Annotated in this window: 17 protein-coding genes and 3 pseudogenes; 15 read left to right on the top strand and 5 right to left on the bottom strand. The window is 74.7% G+C overall.

The features are described from left to right. Positions 1-90: 90 nt before the first annotated feature. Positions 91-1,581: an FUSC family protein gene (locus QQY24_RS27375; protein WP_301975381.1), complete on the bottom strand. Its 1,491-nt coding sequence runs from the start codon at positions 1,579-1,581 to the stop codon at positions 91-93. Between the two features lie 239 nt (positions 1,582-1,820). Between QQY24_RS27375 and QQY24_RS27370 the strand changes: the two genes are divergently transcribed. The 3 genes and pseudogenes from QQY24_RS27370 to QQY24_RS27360 all read left to right on the top strand — a co-directional run bounded on the left by QQY24_RS27370 (position 1,821) and on the right by QQY24_RS27360 (position 4,554). Next, positions 1,821-2,297, top strand: a complete 477-nt coding sequence (locus tag QQY24_RS27370; protein WP_301975380.1) for an Lrp/AsnC family transcriptional regulator — start codon at positions 1,821-1,823, stop codon at positions 2,295-2,297. A gap of 20 nt (positions 2,298-2,317) precedes the next feature. Then, positions 2,318-3,008, top strand: a pseudogene (locus QQY24_RS27365) (HAD family hydrolase). A 67-nt stretch (positions 3,009-3,075) separates the two neighbouring features. Further along, entirely contained in the window at positions 3,076-4,554 is a 1,479-nt protein-coding gene (locus tag QQY24_RS27360; protein WP_301975379.1) for an MFS transporter, read from the top strand. A 123-nt stretch (positions 4,555-4,677) separates the two neighbouring features. Here the strand turns inward: QQY24_RS27360 and QQY24_RS27355 are convergent, their stop codons facing one another. Beyond that, positions 4,678-5,457, bottom strand: a complete 780-nt coding sequence (locus QQY24_RS27355) for a LysR family substrate-binding domain-containing protein (protein WP_301975378.1) — start codon at positions 5,455-5,457, stop codon at positions 4,678-4,680. A 58-nt stretch (positions 5,458-5,515) separates the two neighbouring features. On the opposite strand from QQY24_RS27355, the gene QQY24_RS27350 reads away from it, so the two are divergent. The 4 genes and pseudogenes from QQY24_RS27350 to QQY24_RS27335 all read left to right on the top strand — a co-directional run bounded on the left by QQY24_RS27350 (position 5,516) and on the right by QQY24_RS27335 (position 8,389). Then, a complete protein-coding gene (locus QQY24_RS27350) occupies positions 5,516-5,926 on the top strand; it encodes a DUF5997 family protein (protein ID WP_301975377.1) in 411 nt (136 codons plus the stop codon). A 123-nt stretch (positions 5,927-6,049) separates the two neighbouring features. Continuing rightward, positions 6,050-6,921, top strand: a pseudogene (locus QQY24_RS27345) (DUF4132 domain-containing protein). A gap of 88 nt (positions 6,922-7,009) precedes the next feature. Next, positions 7,010-7,997, top strand: a pseudogene (locus QQY24_RS27340) (Tn3 family transposase); the annotation flags it as partial. Between the two features lie 140 nt (positions 7,998-8,137). Continuing rightward, positions 8,138-8,389: a hypothetical protein gene (locus QQY24_RS27335; protein WP_301975376.1), complete on the top strand. Its 252-nt coding sequence runs from the start codon at positions 8,138-8,140 to the stop codon at positions 8,387-8,389. On the opposite strand, the gene QQY24_RS27330 is transcribed toward QQY24_RS27335, so the two are convergent. Continuing rightward, positions 8,379-8,531, bottom strand: coding sequence for a hypothetical protein (locus tag QQY24_RS27330; protein WP_301975375.1), 153 nt, complete (start codon positions 8,529-8,531; stop codon positions 8,379-8,381). The two genes, QQY24_RS27335 and QQY24_RS27330, sit on opposite strands and share 11 nt — an antisense overlap. 124 nt (positions 8,532-8,655) lie before the next feature. Between QQY24_RS27330 and QQY24_RS34865 the strand changes: the two genes are divergently transcribed. Together QQY24_RS34865 and QQY24_RS34860 are read left to right on the top strand one after the other, a co-directional pair. Next, positions 8,656-9,063: a hypothetical protein gene (locus QQY24_RS34865; protein ID WP_367658022.1), complete on the top strand. Its 408-nt coding sequence runs from the start codon at positions 8,656-8,658 to the stop codon at positions 9,061-9,063. A 96-nt stretch (positions 9,064-9,159) separates the two neighbouring features. After that, on the top strand, positions 9,160-9,378 hold the full coding sequence (locus QQY24_RS34860) for a response regulator transcription factor (protein ID WP_367658021.1): 219 nt from the start codon (positions 9,160-9,162) through the stop codon (positions 9,376-9,378). Between the two features lie 61 nt (positions 9,379-9,439). Here the strand turns inward: QQY24_RS34860 and QQY24_RS27320 are convergent, their stop codons facing one another. Then, entirely contained in the window at positions 9,440-9,862 is a 423-nt protein-coding gene (locus tag QQY24_RS27320; protein ID WP_301975374.1) for a secondary thiamine-phosphate synthase enzyme YjbQ, read from the bottom strand. A gap of 107 nt (positions 9,863-9,969) precedes the next feature. Between QQY24_RS27320 and QQY24_RS34855 the strand changes: the two genes are divergently transcribed. From QQY24_RS34855 to QQY24_RS27295, 6 genes are all read left to right on the top strand, one after another. Further along, a complete protein-coding gene (locus QQY24_RS34855) occupies positions 9,970-10,053 on the top strand; it encodes a putative leader peptide (RefSeq protein ID WP_367658055.1) in 84 nt (27 codons plus the stop codon). Positions 10,054-10,249: 196 nt separating this feature from the next. Next, positions 10,250-11,101: an ABC transporter permease gene (locus QQY24_RS27315; RefSeq protein ID WP_301975373.1), complete on the top strand. Its 852-nt coding sequence runs from the start codon at positions 10,250-10,252 to the stop codon at positions 11,099-11,101. Continuing rightward, on the top strand, positions 11,074-11,829 hold the full coding sequence (locus QQY24_RS27310; RefSeq protein WP_301975372.1) for an ABC transporter ATP-binding protein: 756 nt from the start codon (positions 11,074-11,076) through the stop codon (positions 11,827-11,829). The genes QQY24_RS27315 and QQY24_RS27310 overlap by 28 nt, the downstream gene beginning before the upstream one ends. 35 nt (positions 11,830-11,864) lie before the next feature. Further along, positions 11,865-12,878: an ABC transporter substrate-binding protein gene (locus tag QQY24_RS27305; RefSeq protein ID WP_301975371.1), complete on the top strand. Its 1,014-nt coding sequence runs from the start codon at positions 11,865-11,867 to the stop codon at positions 12,876-12,878. 12 nt (positions 12,879-12,890) lie between these two features. Further along, the gene (locus QQY24_RS27300) at positions 12,891-14,036 is read left to right on the top strand and encodes an LLM class flavin-dependent oxidoreductase (protein ID WP_301975370.1); all 1,146 of its coding nucleotides are present in this window, start codon (positions 12,891-12,893) and stop codon (positions 14,034-14,036) included. Between the two features lie 42 nt (positions 14,037-14,078). Beyond that, positions 14,079-15,164, top strand: coding sequence for an NAD(P)-binding domain-containing protein (locus tag QQY24_RS27295; protein ID WP_301975369.1), 1,086 nt, complete (start codon positions 14,079-14,081; stop codon positions 15,162-15,164). Between the two features lie 12 nt (positions 15,165-15,176). Here the strand turns inward: QQY24_RS27295 and mltG are convergent, their stop codons facing one another. Next, a complete protein-coding gene (mltG, locus tag QQY24_RS27290) occupies positions 15,177-16,079 on the bottom strand; it encodes an endolytic transglycosylase MltG (protein WP_301975368.1) in 903 nt (300 codons plus the stop codon). Positions 16,080-16,083 lie beyond the last annotated feature (4 nt).

Raw genomic sequence — 16,083 nt, 5'->3', positions numbered from 1 at the left:
TGTCCCCTCTCCGCCGAGCCGGTGCCGACGGTAGCAGCCGACCGACCTCGGTCTAGACCAAGAGGGACCGGGGTGCGGCGCGTGTCCCCCTCAGGCGCCGACCAGCGGGGACCTGGACGGTGCCCGCAGGGGTTCGGCCAGGTCGGCGAGGGCGCGTTCCAGGCCGTGCAGGTGGGCCAGGGCGGGCTCGGCCGGGGCGTCGGCGGGCGGTGTGACGCGCTCGCCGCCGGACTCGGTGAGGGCCTCGACGGCGGCCTCCACGCGCCAGCAGGCCGCCGCCAGGCGGGCGTCGTGGGAGGCCTCGGGGTCGGCGGCGACCGCAACGAGGCCGCGGACCTCCCGGGCGCAGTCGTCGAGCAGGGCCAGGACCCGGCGGGCCCGCCGCTTGCGGCCGAGCACCGGGTTCAGCGGGTGCACCAGCGGGGCGACCGAGAGCCGGACCCGGCCGAGCAGCTGCTCCAGCTCGGCCACGCGCGGGGCCGGGTCGGCCGTGGCCGAGCCCGCCAGCCGGGCCGCGGCCTGCTCGGTGCAGGCGTGGACGCAGCGCAGGGCGCGCTGGATCCAGGCGTCGGTGGTGGCGTGGGTGGTGACGGGCAGGACGCACAGCACCGCGAGCACGGCACCGAGCACGCCGACGGCGGTCTCGGCCAGGCGCAGGGCGAGCAGTCCGGGGCCGAGGACGCCGAGAAGGCCGTAGAGCAGCTCGGCGAGCAGGGTCACCCAGAGCATCATCCAGGTGTAGGAGACGGCGGCCGTGTAGAAGATGCCGAAGACGGCCACCGCGACGAGGACGGCGGTCGGTACGGGCGCGCCGTGCACGGGGACGGCGACGAGGAAGCCCAGGCCGATGCCGAGGACGGTGCCGAGGACCCGCCGGAAGCCGCGCACCAGCGTCTCGCCGCGCGAGGCGGTGTTGACGAAGACCCACCAGGTGGCGCCCACCGCCCAGTACCAGCGCTGCCCGGACAGCAGTTGCCCCGCGGCCAGCGCGAATCCCGCGCCGGTGACCGCCTGGACCGCCTGCCGGGTGGTGACGCGGGCGAGCCCGGTCCCGGCGGGCGGCGCGGGGACGGCCGCCGGGGGCAGCCGCCGCTCGTAGCACCACAGCCCGAAGCGCACCACGGCCGCGCTGAGCACGGACAGCAGGACGGCGGCGGACAGCTCGGGCAGCCGTCCGGGCGTGGCGTGCAGGAACTGGGCCACGAAGAAGGTCATGAAGGCGAACACGCCGAGGCTGTGCCCGCGCGGACCCCAGCGGCGCGCGTACACGCCGGCGCCGACCACGGCGAGGAACGCCAGGTCCCGTGCCACCGGGTGCGCGTGCAGCCCGGCCGCCACGGCGAGCACCGGCACACCGGCGACGGGCAGCAGCGCGGTGGTGAGCGCCTGGCCGCGCACGGTGGCGTCGGCGACGGTGAACAGGGCGAGCAGTGCGGCGAGACCGCCGGTGACCGCGCCGACGAGGGAGTGCCCCGCGAGCCCGCACACCACGACCGCCAGGCCGATGCCGAGGACGGCCCGCGCGGCGAAGCGCAGCCGCCTCCGCCCCGGATCCGGCGCCACGAACGCCCTTTTCAGCATTGCTCCCCTCCCTGGGACCGCGTGGGGTCCCGGCACGCAAAAAGCGCCGCGGGGATCCGCAGCGCCATCGACACCCCCCCATGAGAGCATCCCCGGGGGCAGTGGCTCAAGTCGCACCCGGATCACTGCGCCATTGGCCCATCCGGGGCCGACCGGGCGGGCGAAACGGAATACCAAAGGACCAGCTCGGGCGCCATGGGCGACCGGACGACCGTGAGCCATTGGTACAGTCGTACGCCATGACCGTGGACGCACTCGACACCCGCATCCTGCGGCTGCTGCTGGAGCAGCCGCGCACCAGCGTGCGCGAGTACGCCCGCATCCTCGGTGTCGCCCGGGGCACGCTCCAGGCCCGCCTGGACCGGCTGGAGCGCGAGGGCGTGATCACCGGCACGGGCCCCTCGCTCTCCCCCGCCGCCCTGGGCCACCCGGTACTGGCGTTCGTGCACATCGAGGTCACCCAGGGCCACCTCGACGACGTCGGGGACGCGCTGGCCGGCGTACCGGAGATCGTCGAGGCCTTCTCGATCACCGGCGGCGGGGACCTGCTGGCCCGGGTGGTGGGACGGGACAACGCCCATCTGGAGGACGTGATCCAGAAGCTGATCAGCCTGCCGGGCGTGGTGCGCACCCGCACCGAGGTGGCACTGCGCGAGCGCGTGCCGCACCGGCTGCTGCCCCTGGTGGAGTCGCTCGGCCGGGAGGCCGGGGCCTGATCCCGGACACGCTGGACGCCATGAGCACGCTCGGCGCCCGTGCGGTCGTCCTCGAGCTCGGCGGAACGCCGGTGGACAGCGGGCCGAACCCCTACGGGGCGAGCAGGCAGACCCTGGCCGAGCGCGGCCGTCCGGGCTTCACCCGGGCGGACCACGAGGACTGCGCCGGCACCCGGGACACGGTCGCCCTCCCCGGCGCGAGCGCCCCGGCGCAGGGGCTGCCGGCCGCCCCGGACCGGCGCTACCTGGAACTGGCCCGCACCCGCACGCGTGCCTACCCGGAGATGCGGAAGTTCGTGGAACCGCCGGCCGCCGAGCACGTGCCGGTGACGGTGGCCTCCGGCCCCCCGGGGGCCATCCGGGCGGCCCTCGCCGGGACCGGTCCGGACGCGCATCCGGGCACCGTCGTGTCGGCCGAGGGGGCGCCGTGCGGCAAGCCCGCCCCCGACGTCTTCCTGGCGGCGGCCCGGCGGCTCGGGGCGGGCCCGGCCGATCGCGTGGTCCCGGAGGACGCGGCTCCGGGCGCCGCCGCCGCGCGCGGCCGGCATGCGGTGCGTCGCGATCCCGTACGCGGCCGTGCGGGCGGACGCCCCCGGGTTCGGCACGGCCGGGCTGCTGCCGCGCGGCGGGCAGGCGGAGTTCACGGCGCGGTCGGCCCACGCCCGGCTCAGGGACGCGGCCGCGTCCGGCCATGGGGGACGAACGGCGTGACGCCGGGTGCGCGGGCGTCGGCGCCTCCCGGCGTGCGCCCCGCGTCCCGGCTGCATAGCGTGACTCCATGACTACAGCGCGGACCCGTCCGGCCACCGGTGACCCAAGGCGGTGGAAGGCGCTCGCGGTCTGTCTGACGGCGGGCTTCATGACGCTGCTCGACAGCTCGATCGTGAACGTGGCGCTGCCCTCCGTGGAACGGGACCTGGGCGCCGACGCCGCCGACCTGTCGTGGGTCGTCTCCGGTTACGCCCTCACCTTCGGTCTCGCCCTCGTCCCGGCGGGCCGGCTCGGCGACCTGCGCGGCCGGCGCGAGGTCTTCCTGGTGGGGCTCGCCCTGTTCACGATGGCCTCGGTGGCGTGCGGGATGGCGACCGACGGCACCTGGCTGGTGCTGTTCCGGCTGCTCCAGGGGGTGGCGTCGGGCATCGTCGCGCCGCAGACCACGGGACTCATCCAGCAGATGTTCCACGGCGGCGAACGGGCCCGGGCGTTCGGCATGCTGGGCAGCGTCGTGGGGCTCTCCACGGCCGTCGGCCCGCCGGCGGGCGGCCTGCTCATCGAGGCGTTCGGCACCGGTGAGGGCTGGCGCTGGGTGTTCTACGTCAACGTGCCCATCGGGGTGGCCGCGTTCGTCGGGGCGCTGCGGCTGCTGCCCCGCTCCCCCGGTCGCCCCGCCCCCTCCGCCGCGAAGCGGGAGGGCATCGACCTGCCCGGTGTCCTGCTGCTCGGCGCGGGTGTGATCGCGCTGATGCTGCCCCTCGTGCAGGAACAGCAGTGGAGCGGGCGGGCGAAGTGGGCGCTGCTGCCGGTGGCCGGCCTGCTGCTGGCGGCGTTCTGGGCGTGGGAGCGGCGGCAGGAGCGGCGCGAGCGGGTCCCGCTGCTCGACCCGGGGCTGTTCTCCCTGCGCTCCTTCTCGCTCGGCGTGCTGCTGAACCTGGTGTACTTCGCCGGCTTCACCACGGTGTTCTTCGTCTACACGCTGTTCCTGCAGAACGGGGTGGGCTACAGCGCGCTGGCGGCCGGGCTCGCCTCCCTGCCCTTCGCGGTCGGTTCGGCCGCGGGGGCCGCCGCGGGCGGCCGGCTGGTCGTCCGGCACGGGCGCAAGCTGGTGATCGGCGGGCTGGGCGGGGTGGCGGTGGGACTGCTCGGCGTCGTCGTGGCCGTGCGGGCGGTGCCGGGCGACGGGGTGGCGTGGGCCGCCGCGCTGCCCCTGCTGTTCGCGGGTCTCGGCTCCGGCGTGACGATCTCCCCGAACACCACGCTGACCCTCACGCGGGTCCCCGTGCACCGCGCCGGGGCGGCCGGCGGCGTCCTGGTGACGGCCCAGCGCATCGGCTCGGCGGGCGGCATCGCCGTCGTGGGTGCGGTGTACTTCGCCCACCTCGCCAACCACGGCAGCGCCTCCACGGCCCTGCAGCTCGGACTGCTCACGGCCGTGGGGATCATCCTGGTCGCGCTGGGGCTGGCCGTGGCCGACCTGTGGGAGCGGCAGGTGCGCCCCGAGCCCGCCGCGGCCGTCCCGGACCCGGCCGGGAGGACCTGAGGGGAGCACGGCGGGCGACTCGCGGCGGGCGGCCCCGCCCTGCCCGGCTGCGCCCTTCGGCGCCGTTTCGCCCCGCTCCGCACGGCACCCGGGCCACAGCCCTCCGGCGCCGCCCGGCCCGGTTCAGGACCTGCGGCGCGGCTTGCCCCGCCTGGGGGCCGGCTTGGCGGCACCCGTGCGGCCCCGCGCGGTACGGCCCGCCGACTTCGCGCCGGTCGGCTTGGCGCCGGCGGACCTCGCCGCCGACGGCTTCTGCCGGGTGCCCGTCCGCTCGGCCTGCGGCTTCGCGGCCGTACGGCCGCGGGTGCTGTTGACCGTGCGGCCGCGCACGATGCCGATGAACTCCTCCACCAGGTCGGTGGTGGCCTCCTCCGGCCAGGACAGGGCGATGCTCGACCGGGGGGCGTCGGTGACGGGGCGGTAGGTGAGGTCCCTGCGGTGGTACAGGCGGGCCAGGGACTGCGGGACGACGAGCAGACCGACGTTCGCCGCCACCAGCTCGACGGCGTCCGGCGTCGTCGCGGGCCGCTCGAAGGCGGGCTCGCCGGGCGGGCGGTCCCAGTCGAGGACGTCGTCCAGGGGGTGGAGGAGCACCTCGTCGGCGAGGTCGTCCAAGGTCACCTCGTCGGCCGCCGTGACCAGGTGGTCCTTGGGGACGACGACCACCGTGGTCTCGGTGTAGAGCGGGATGGCGCTGAGGAACGCGCGGTCGACCGGCAGCCGGACGAGTCCCGCGTCGGCCTCGCCCGCGCGCAGCGCCTCGGGCGCCTGGGCGGCCGTGACCTGCAGGAGGGTGAGCGGGACGCCGGGCAGGCGCTCGTTCCAGATCCGCACCCACTTGGCGGGCGTCGCTCCGGGGACGTGCGCGAGCCGGAACGACGGTGATTCCTGCGAGCCTGTCACCGGGCCAGGCTACCGGCCGTGGTCGGCCGCCCGGCACCCGGCCGATACCCTTGGCCCCATGAGTTCGCAGCAGAGCACCCAGACGATGAAGCCCGCGACCGCGGCGAAGAAGCTGGGTGTGTACCTCCCCGCCACCCCCGCCGAGTTCCAGGAGGGTGTGGTCACGCGCGCCGAACTGAACGGGCTGCAGGCCGATCCGCCGGCGTGGCTGCGCGAGCTGCGGCAGAACGGCCCCCACCCGCGCCCGGTGGTCGCGGCCAAGCTCGGCGTGTCCATCGCGGGCCTCGCGCGCGGCGGGATCACCGAGGCGCTGACCACCGAGCAGATCGAGGCGCTCAAGCAGGAGCGGCCGCAGTGGCTGGAGAAGGAGCGCGCCACCCAGGCCGAGGTCCGCAGGGAAGCGGTGCGGGTGAAGAACCTGCAGAAGGAGAAGGAAGAGAAGCAGGACCGGCGCACCGCGCGGGACTGACCCCCATCGGCCCGGTTCACCTGGGCTTCCGCCCTCCTTCGTGGTGTCCGCCGCCCTCCGCCGCCGGAGGGCGGCGGCGCTGTCAGTGGCCTCCCCTAGGGTTCCCGTCACCTGATCACCGCGGTGTGCGGGGAGGCACATACGGGGTGGGTACCGGCCGGCGGCTACGAGGTGGCCCTCGACGGCGGGAAGGTGGTGTGCCGCAACGCGGCCGGGCGACGGCTGAAGTCGGTGCCCGCCAAACTCGGTGACGATCCGGCGGTGGTGGCCTCAGGCAGCTCACCGAGTGGCTGGAGCGGCACGAGCGGCAGTGCCTGGCCGACGTGGAGCGCTGGATGGTCCGCTCCTTGCCGGTGCCGCTCGCCGTCATCGCCCGGGTGTGGCCGGACCCCGCCTGGCGGGCCGCCCTGCGCGACCTCGTCGTCACCGGCGCCGACGGGCGGGTCACCGGCTTCCTGCGCGACGCCGGTCCCGGGCGCGGCCTCGGCCTGGTCGACCCGGACGGCGACACTGTCCGCGCCGCCCCCGCCCTCGTCCGCATCCCGCACCCGGTGCTCCTCGACGACCTGGAGGAACTGCGCGAGTTCGCCGTCGAACTGGGTGTCGAGCAGGGCGCCCGGCAGCTCTTCCGCGAGGTCTGGCACCGCCCGGCCGCCGTCGACGCCGGGGCCACGCAGGTGGCGGAGTACGCGGGCGGCCCGTTCAAGGGGCTGCGCTTCCTGCACGGCCGGGCCGTCCAGCTGGGCTACCGGGTGCGCGGCGGCCACGCCGTGTGCTCCGTCCTGGAGGAGGGCCGCGGCGTCGAGGCCCGCGTCCGGGTCGGCGACTACGAGGGTTACGAGGAGACGGAGACCGGCCCGCTGGTGTGGGCCGATTCCGCCGGACGCCTGCTGGGGCTCGGTGAGGTCGGGCCGGTCGCCTGGTCGGAGGGCATGCGCATGGCGGCCGCGCTGTACGCCGGGCGGGACGTCGAGGACGAGGAGCGTGCGGCATGACCGCCACGGCGACGCACGGGACCCGCGGGTCCCGCGAGACGTACGACGGGACCGCCGAGGCCGCCGTGGCCGCCCTGCTGGACGCGGGGGCCGCACCGCGTGCGCGTCGGACTCGAAGAAGTTCGGGTCCCGGTCCTCGAACTTCATGACCGAGTACCACGCCCGCTACGGCGGCAACGGCGTGATGGTGTGCTGGCACGTCGAGAAGAAGAACGTCCGCATCTACTCCCAGCTCAAGAGCTGTTCGTCGTCCGAGGTCGCGGCGATGATCGAGGGGCTTTTGCGGCACTGCACGGACGCCGGGATCGAGTCGAACTACGTCGACACGCAAGGCGCGAGCGTGGTCGGGTTCGCCTTCACCGAGCCGCTGAACTTCCGCTGCTGCCCCGGCTGAAGAACATCGGCAGCATCCGCCTGTACCGCCCGGACGACACCCCACCCGGCTGGCCGGCGCTCGGCGGCTCGCTGACGACCGGCCCATCAAGTGGGACCTGATCGCCCAGCAGTACGACCAGATGGTCAAGTACGCCACCGCCCTCCGACTGGGCACCACCGAGGCGGAACAGGTCCTGCGCCGCTTCACCCGCGGCGGCCCCGAACACCCCACCTACGCCGCGCTCGAAGAACTCGGCCGCGCCGTGCGCACCGTCTTCGCCTGCGACTACCTCGCCAGCCCGGGCCTGCGCCGCGAGATCCACGGCGGCCTCCAGGTCGTGGAGAACTGGAACAGCGCGAACACCGTGCCGCACTACGGCAAGGACGGCGCGCTGACCGGCCCGGACAAGGAGCGCGCCGAGACCTCCATGCTCGCGCTCCACCTGCTCCAGTCCAGCCTCGTCCACATCAACACCCTGCTGCTTCAACGCGTTCTTGCCGAACCCGCGTGGGCGAAGAAGTTCTCGGACGAGGACCGGCGCGGGTTGACCGCGCTCTTCTGGTCGAACATCAACCCGTACGGCACATTCCGGCTGGAGATGGACAAGCGGCTCGACTTCGCCCTGCCCACGGTGCCCCATCCCCGCACATCGGCCAGCGCCGCCGGCCAACCCGTATCGGAGTCCCGCCATGCCCGCTGAACAGATCGGCCGCTGGATCAGTGCCGCTGGCACCACCGCCTCGCAGGACGGCTCTCCGGCCGCGGCGCTGGCACTCGCGTGCGCCCTACACGCCCTCGACGAGGTCTCCAAGGGCGTCGAGCCGTGGACCGGCCGCCGCGGTGCTGACCATCCCCGGCCCGGACGGCTCCGTGCTCGGCCAGTTCGCCGCCGACGCCCAGGACGCGGAGATTCTGGCCAAGCGCGTTCACGAGATGTCCGCCGACCGCTATGGCCGGGGCTTCGCCACCGACCTGGTGAAGCTCATGCGCAGGCAGCCGGACACCACACCGCTGCCGCGGCCCGGCGTGCGCGGCCCGGTCCTGCTCCTCGGGAGGCGCGGGACCGGGCCGGTGTGGGGAGTCAGCGCTTGACGCTGCGGAAGGGCTTCCACTCCACGCCTTCGCCGCCGGTGAAGGCGTCGCGGAACTTCTGGCTGATGGGGCCGAGCGCCGCGAGGGAGACGAGCTCGGTGGCCTCCGCCCAGTCGCGCTGGCCCTCGGCGGTCTTCTCCATGTGCTTCCAGATGGCGTCCTCGTTCTCGTAGGACTCGTACCCTGACGGCGGCCGCCGTCGCGGCGCTCCACGAACGGGACCCGGGGCTTCCGTGGCCGTTGCTCGGCACCGCCCTGACGGACCTGTGCGGCGGCGGTGCGGTCATCCACAAGCTGGGGGCGACTGGAGCGAGAGCGGGGGCACCGTCGGGGCGGCCCCCGGCGCCGCCGCCGAACTGGACCGGCTCGGGGAGGCGGCGCTGGGCCTGCTGCGCGCGGGCTACCCCTTCGCCCGGCACCACGCGGCCCGGCCGGACCGGGCACCGGTCACCGCGCACCGGGCGGCGGGCCGCGACTGGCCGGGCAGCCGGACCGCCCGCCTGCTCGGCGACGTCCTGGACGCCGATCACGTGCTCGGGGTACCGCTGCCCGACTGCGGCACCCCGGTCACCGGCTGTCTCGTCTACCGGTCCGGTACGGACTTCACCGAGGACCACCTCGCCGTGGCCGGGCGTGCGCAGCCGCTGCTGGCCGCCGTCGAGCGGCAGCGGTAGCTGCTGGAGGAGTGGCGGCGGTCCCTGCCCCCGGCCGGGGCGCCCCAGGAGCGGGCGGCGGACTGCGCACCGACGCCGCGCGAGACGACCGTCCTGTTGCTGCTCGCGGACGCCCTGACCGCCGACTCCATCGGCCGCCGCCTCGGCATCTCGACGCGCACGGTGCACAAGCACGTCGAGAACCTCTACCGCAAGCTGGGCACCCGCGACCGGGTCGGCACGGTACTGCGCGCCCAGCGGCTCGGGCTGCTCCCGTCCCGCGGCCCCCGGGAGCGGCGTCCCGCCGGACGGGCCGACGGTGCCGTGAGCCGCTGACCGGAGCGCCCGCCGGGTCGCGGCCGTGCCGCCCGGTGTCCCGGGGCGGGCTCGCGCGGTGTCAGCCGAGGAAGCTCAGCCGGACCGTCCGGTCGGGGTTGTCCCGGTTGGTGTCGACCAGGCACACCGACTGCCAGGTGCCCAGCTCCAGGCGGCCGCCGATCACCGGGAGGGTCGCGTGCGGCGGGACGATCGCCGGGAGGACGTGGTCGCGCCCGTGGCCCGGGCTGCCGTGCCGGTGCTGCCAGCGGTCGTCGGCGGGCAGCAGGGTGTGCAGGGCGGCGAGGAGGTCGTCGTCGCTGCCGGAACCCGTTTCGATGACGGCGATGCCGGCGGTGGCGTGCGGGACGAAGACGTTCAGCAGGCCGTCGCGGCCGGCCGCCGCCTCGCCCAGGAAGTCCTCGCAGTCGCGGGTCAGGTCGACGATCCGTTCCCGCGAGCCGGTGGCGACGTTCAGCATCCGAGTGGTGAAGACATCTGGCATGACCCCATCCTGACCCGTACGCGGGGTTCCACACCCGCCGGCACGGTGGGTCCACAGGGCGAGACGCCCGTTGACCGGCACGCGCACGGCTGGCTACTTTCACCCGCATGTTGCGTTCAGCCCTGCTCACCACGCGCGGTCACATCGACCTGCTGCGGGTGACCTCCGCCGCGTGTCGCCGCGGTCGCTGACGCCTCTTTCGCCTCCCGGCGCACTTCCCCCTCCCGGCGCGTTCCGCCGCACATCCGCACGCCGCCGTCCGCCGCCCCCTGGAGCGGGCGTGACGCGGCGGCGCGCCGTGTCCGCTCACCCCGCCCCCTCCTCCGTGGAGCATCCATGAGCGTCAGCCACACCCCATCCCATTCCCCAGGGCCCGGCATTTCCGGCATGCCGCAATCCGGGGCCACCGGAACGGGCAGCCCCGGACCCTCCTCCCCCGGTCTTCAGCCCCTCGTCCCCGCCTCCGTCCGCCGGGCCCGCGTCCCGCGCTGGCTGCGCCGCACCACCGGCCCGCTGCTGCTGCTCGTACTGTGGCAGTTCCTCAGCGGCACCGGCCTGCTGACGGCGGACGTGCTCGCGTCACCGGGCCGGATCGCCCGGGTCGGCTGGGACCTGACCGCCGACGGTTCACTGCCGTCGGCCATGGGCACCTCGCTCCGGCGTGTCGCGGCGGGACTGCTGTTCGGCACCGTGGCCGGCACCGGACTCGCCCTGGTCTCGGGGTTGTTCCGGATCGGCGAGGACCTGGTGGACGCGCCGGTGCAGATGCTGCGGACGGTGCCGTTCGTGGGTCTCATCCCGCTGTTCATCATCTGGTTCGGCATCGGCGAGGCACCGAAGACCGCGATCATCACGCTCGGCGTGACCTTCCCCCTCTACCTCAACGTGTACGCCGGGATCCGGGGGGCCGACGCCCAACTCGTCGAGGCCGGTGAGTCGCTGGGGCTGTCCCGGTGGGGGCTGGTGCGCCACGTGGTACTGCCCGGAGCCCTGCCCGGCGCGCTCACGGGACTGCGGTACTCGCTCGGCATCGCCTGGCTCGCACTGGTCTTCGCCGAACAGGTCAACGCCGACTCCGGCATCGGCTTCCTGATGGTGCAGGCGCGTGACTTCCTGCGGACCGACGTGATCGTGGTCTGCCTGATCGTCTACGCCGTCCTCGGCCTGCTCGCCGACTTCACCGTCCGCTCCCTCGAAAGGCTGCTGCTGCAATGGCGACCGACGTTCACCGGCCGGTGAGCCCCGCCCCCGCCCGGGTCCCCAGCGCCGTGCGGGTCGAAGGGCTGACCCGCTCCTTCGACGGCCGTGCCGTCATCGACAACCTGCGGCTGGACATCGCGCCCGGCGAGTTCGTCGCCCTGCTCGGCCGCAGCGGCTGCGGCAAGTCGACCCTCCTGCGCATCCTGGCCGGCCTGGACCGGGACATCGAGGGCAGCGCCCTGGTCCCCCGCCGCAGGGCCGTCGCCTTCCAGGCGCCCCGGCTGATGCCGTGGAAGAGGGTCTGGCGCAACGTCCTGCTGGGCCTGCCGGGCAGGCCCCGGCGGACCGTCGCGGAACGGGCGCTGGACGAGGTGGGCCTGGCCCACCGCGCCGACGCCTGGCCGAAGACGCTGTCCGGCGGTGAGGCCCAGCGCGCCTCCCTGGCCCGCGCCCTGGTGCGCGAGCCCGACCTGCTGCTGCTCGACGAGCCGTTCGGCGCCCTCGACGCGCTCACCCGGATCAGGGCCCAGCGGCTCGTCGGGGAGCTGTGGCAGCGCCGCGGCTGCGCCGTGCTGCTGGTCACGCACGACGTCGAGGAGGCCGTGCTGCTCGCCGACCGCGTCCTGGTGATGGACGACGGGCGCATCGCCCACGAGCAGCGCGTCGACCTCGACCGGCCGCGCGACATCGCCGACCCCCGGTTCGCCGCCCTGCGTGCCGGACTGCTGGAACGGCTCGGCGTCGACACCGCCGCCGAAGCCGCCTGATCACCTCACCGTCCCCCGCTCATGAACGGAATGCCATGCGCCGACGCCTGATCCCCGCCCCGCTGCTCCTGCCCCTAGTCCTCCTGCTCACCGCCTGCGGCGGCAACCCGGCCGCGAGCGCGGGCACCGGCGCCGACGGCTCGGGGCCGGTCACGCTCGACGTCGGCGACCAGAAGGGCGGTTCGGAGGCCATCCTGCGGGCCGCCGGTGAACTGGGGAACCTGCGGTACAGGATCAAGTGGTCGACGTTCACCTCCGGCCCGCCCCTGCTGGAAGCCGTCAACGCCAAGGCCGTCGACATCGGCGGCGTCGGCAACACCCCGCCCGTCTTCGCAGCCGGCGCCGGCTCGAGGATCACGGTCGTGGCCGCCTGGCACGGTACCTCCAAGGGCGACACGATCCTCGTCCCCGACGATTCCGCGCTGACCCGGCCGGACCAGCTCAAGGGCAGATCCGTAGCCGTGGCCCAGGGTTCCTCCGCGCACTACCAGCTCCTCGCCTCGCTCAAGGCGGCCGGGCTGACCCTGGCCGACGTCCACGTCAAGTACCTCCAGCCGGCCGACGCGCTCGCCGCGTTCACCTCCGGCAAGGTCGACGCGTGGGCGGTGTGGGACCCGTACACCTCACAGGTCCTGCGGGCCGGGCAGGGCCGGGTGCTCACCACCGGTGACGGTGTCACCAACGGGCTCACCTTCCAGGTGGCCGCGCCCGGCGCGTTGCGGGACCCGAAGAAGGCCGCCGCCATGAAGGACTACCTGGCGCGCCTGCGCCGGGCCACCGCCTGGGTGCACGACCACCAGGAGGAGTGGGCCAAGGTGTGGGCGAAGGACACCGGGCTGCCCTACGAGGTGGCCCTGGCCTCGGTGGAGCGCACCAACTCCACCCGGGTCGCGGTGGCCGTGGACAAGCCGCTCGTGGCCTCCGAGCAGCAGATCGCCGACGCCTTCGCCGGGCTGGGGCTCATCCCGCGCGAGGTCGACTTCGGCGACTTCGTGGACACGCGGTTCAACGGCGGCCTGCCACCGTCGACGACCGCGGCCAAGGGCTGAGGGGGATCGGGCATGACGGTACGACCGCACTGGTTCCTGCCGACGGGCGGTGACGGCCGCACCCTGGTGGACCGGCACGCCTACGGGCCGAACGACGGGCGCCGGGCCGCCGGGGTGCGGGCCCCGGACATCGAGTACCTGGCGCAGATCGCCAAGGCCGCCGAGCACCTGGGCTTCGAGGCGGTGCTGACGCCGACCGGCACCTGGTGCGAGGACGCCTGGCTGACCACGGCCGCACTCGCCCAGCACACCGAGCGGCTGAAGTTCCTGGTGGCGTTCCGGCCGGGGCTGCTGTCACCGACGCTGGCCGCGCAGATGGCGGCGACCTACCAGCGGGTGACCCGTGGGCGGTTGCTGCTCAACGTGGTCACCGGGGGCGACTCGGCCGAGCAGCAGCGCTTCGGCGACCACCTCGACCACGACCGGCGCTACGAACGGACGGACGAGTTCCTCTCGGTCGTCCGCGGGGTGTGGCGGGGCGAACCGTACGACTTCGACGGCCGCCACTACCAGGTGCGGGGCGGTCTGACCGCGCTGCCGCCGGACCCGGTGCCGCAGCTGTTCTTCGGCGGCTCCTCACCGGCGGCCGGGCCGGTCGCCGCACGGCACGCGGACGTGTACCTGACCTGGGGCGAGCCTCCCGCCCGGGTGAAGGAGAAGGCCGACTGGATCCGTTCGCTGGCCGAGCGCGAAGGACGCGAGGTCCGCTTCGGCATCCGGCTGCACACCCTGTCCCGGGACTCCTCGGCCGAGGCCTGGTCGACGGCGAACCGGCTGCTCGACGACCTCGACTCCGGCACGATCGCCGCCGCCCAGGCCGCGCTCGGGCGCAGCGAGTCGGTGGGGCAGCGGCGGATGCTGGAGCTGCACGGGGGCTCCCGCGACCGGCTGGAGATCCATCCCAACCTGTGGGCCGGTGTCGGCCTGGTCCGGGGTGGCGCGGGCACCGCCCTGGTGGGCAGCCACGCGCAGGTGGCCGACCTGATCGAGGAGTACCACGCCCTCGGCATCGAGCACTTCGTGCTGTCCGGGTACCCGCACCTGGAGGAGGCGTACTGGTTCGGGGAGGGCGTGCTCCCCGAACTGGCCGCGCGCGGACTGCTGGAGCGTGCGGTCCCGGACGGCGGGGCGCCGCTGCCGGTGGCGGGCGGGCGCTGACCGTGCGGGAAGATCCGCGCGCACCGTGCTGTTGGCACCGGCGTGAACGCAGCTCGTGAGGTCGGGGTGGCCGTGGTGGGCGCTGGGCAGGCGGGCCTGTCCAGCGCCTACCACCTGCGGCGCACCGGTTGTGTACCGGAACGCGACTTCGTGGTGTTCGACCACTCCCCCGGCCCCGGTGGCGCCTGGCAGTTCCGCTGGCCGTCGCTGACCTGGGACAAGGTGCACGGGATGCACTCCCTGCCCGGCATGGAGCTGACCGGCGCCGACCCGGCGCGGCCGTCGGCACAGGTCGTCCGCGACTACTTCGACCGGTACGAGCGCGCCTTCGGCCTGCGCGTCCACCGTCCCGTCGACGTGCGGGCCGTGCGCGAGGGGGACGCGGGCCGACTGCTCGTGGAGACCTCGGAGGGCAACTGGTCGGCGCGGGCACTGATCAACGCGACCGGCACCTGGGACCGGCCGTTCTGGCCGCACCGGCCGGGCCGGGAGACCTTCCGCGGACGGCAGCTGCACACCGCGCGTTACGCCGGACCGGAGGAGTTCGCCGGACTGCGGGTGGTGGTCGTCGGGGGCGGGGCCTCCGGCACCCAGCACCTGCTGGAGATCGCCCCGTACGCGGCCGCCACCACGTGGGTCACCCGACGGCCCCCGGTCTTCCGCGACGGCCCGTTCGGCCAGGAGGCCGGCCGGGCGGCCGTGGCGCTGGTGGAGGAACGGGTGCGGCAGGGGCTGCCGCCGAGGAGCGTGGTCTCGGTCACCGCTCTGCCGCTCGACGACGCCGTCCGGCGGGGGCTGGCGGACGGTGTCCTGGACCGGCTGCCGATGTTCGACCGGATCATCCCGGACGGGGTGGAGTGGGACGACGGACGACGCGTCGAGGCCGACGTCATCCTGTGGGCCACGGGCTTCCGGGCCGCTCTCGACCACCTCGCTCCGCTGCGACTGCGCGAGCCGGGCGGCGGCATCCGGGTCGAGGGGACCCGCGCGGTCGCCGACCCGCGGATCCATCTGGTCGGCTACGGCCCTTCGGCCAGCACCGTCGGCGCCAACCGGGCCGGGCGCGCGGCCGTGCGGGACATCGGGCGGCTGCCGGCGCCGGGCCCCGCCGGAACCGCCGCCGCGTGACGGCCCCGCGGTTCAGCGCGGCGGCTGTGTCACGACGGGCCGCGGGCTACCCGCGGTCCGCCGGGGGTCCGGGCTCCCCGGCCGGCCCGTGCCCGGGTGGAGCGCGTCGAACTCGGCCATGTTGCGCAGGTGCTCGGCGTGGTCGGCGGTGAAGCGGGTGTCGCCCGGCTTGACCGTGACGAAGTACAGCCAGTCGCCCGGCGGTGCGTTGAGGACGGCGCGCAGGGCGTCCTCGCCCGGGTTGTCGATCGGCGTGGGCGGCAGGCCCATGCGCTGGTAGGAGTTGTAGTCGCTCTCGATCCGGGTGTCGTCCGGACTGGTGCGGACGGCGCCGCGGTTCAGGGCGTAGTTGATGGTGGAGTCCAGTTGCAGCGGCATGCCGCGCTCCAGCCGGTTGAGGACGACCCGGGCGACCTTTCCCATGTCGGCCTTCGCGGCGGCCTCGGCCTGGACCAGGCTGGCGATGATGACGGTCTGGTAGCCGTTGAGGCCGTCGCGCTGCGCTCCCGCGGCGACCGGTGCCGGGCCGAACCTCTTGTTGGCGGTGTCGACCATCGACCCCAGCAGCGCCTCCGGCGTGACTCCCCTGGTGAGGGGGTACGTCGCCGGGAAGAGGTAGCCCTCCGGGTTGCCCGCGGCGTCGTTCGGCAGCTTCAGGCCGGCCTTGCCGACGGACTTGCGGGTGCTGCCCGCGGGCAGTGCCAGGGCTTTGTCGACGGCGTCGTAGACCTGGCCGGCGCGCCAGCCGTCCGGGACGACCAGCGCGGGGGGCTTCGCCTCCCCGTGGCCGTCTCCCGGACCCAGCAGCGGCACCGCCGCGGCGGTGCCGGCCAGGACGGCGCCGGCCACGGCGAGGACGAGCTTGCCCCGGCGCGTCAGCCGCATCGTGCTCCGCGGCGGAAAGTTGATCTGCATGCGG

The sequence above is a fragment of the Streptomyces sp. TG1A-8 genome (genome assembly GCF_030499535.1).
GTDB lineage: Bacteria > Actinomycetota > Actinomycetes > Streptomycetales > Streptomycetaceae > Streptomyces.
This window is presented reverse-complemented; position numbering and strand designations above follow the sequence as displayed.

Bases quoted from the DNA above. Each gene is read 5' to 3' on its own strand.
- QQY24_RS27375 (WP_301975381.1), bottom strand. From the start codon at position 1,581: ATGCTGAAAAGGGCGTTCGTGGCGCCGGATCCGGGGCGGAGGCGGCTG.
- QQY24_RS27370 (WP_301975380.1), top strand. From the start codon at position 1,821: ATGACCGTGGACGCACTCGACACCCGCATCCTGCGGCTGCTGCTGGAG.
- QQY24_RS27360 (WP_301975379.1), top strand. From the start codon at position 3,076: ATGACTACAGCGCGGACCCGTCCGGCCACCGGTGACCCAAGGCGGTGG.
- QQY24_RS27350 (WP_301975377.1), top strand. From the start codon at position 5,516: ATGAGTTCGCAGCAGAGCACCCAGACGATGAAGCCCGCGACCGCGGCG.
- QQY24_RS27330 (WP_301975375.1), bottom strand. From the start codon at position 8,531: ATGGAGAAGACCGCCGAGGGCCAGCGCGACTGGGCGGAGGCCACCGAG.
- QQY24_RS27320 (WP_301975374.1), bottom strand. From the start codon at position 9,862: ATGCCAGATGTCTTCACCACTCGGATGCTGAACGTCGCCACCGGCTCG.
- QQY24_RS34855 (WP_367658055.1), top strand. From the start codon at position 9,970: ATGTTGCGTTCAGCCCTGCTCACCACGCGCGGTCACATCGACCTGCTG.
- QQY24_RS27315 (WP_301975373.1), top strand. From the start codon at position 10,250: ATGCCGCAATCCGGGGCCACCGGAACGGGCAGCCCCGGACCCTCCTCC.
- QQY24_RS27310 (WP_301975372.1), top strand. From the start codon at position 11,074: ATGGCGACCGACGTTCACCGGCCGGTGAGCCCCGCCCCCGCCCGGGTC.
- QQY24_RS27305 (WP_301975371.1), top strand. From the start codon at position 11,865: ATGCGCCGACGCCTGATCCCCGCCCCGCTGCTCCTGCCCCTAGTCCTC.
- QQY24_RS27300 (WP_301975370.1), top strand. From the start codon at position 12,891: ATGACGGTACGACCGCACTGGTTCCTGCCGACGGGCGGTGACGGCCGC.
- mltG (WP_301975368.1), bottom strand. From the start codon at position 16,079: ATGCAGATCAACTTTCCGCCGCGGAGCACGATGCGGCTGACGCGCCGG.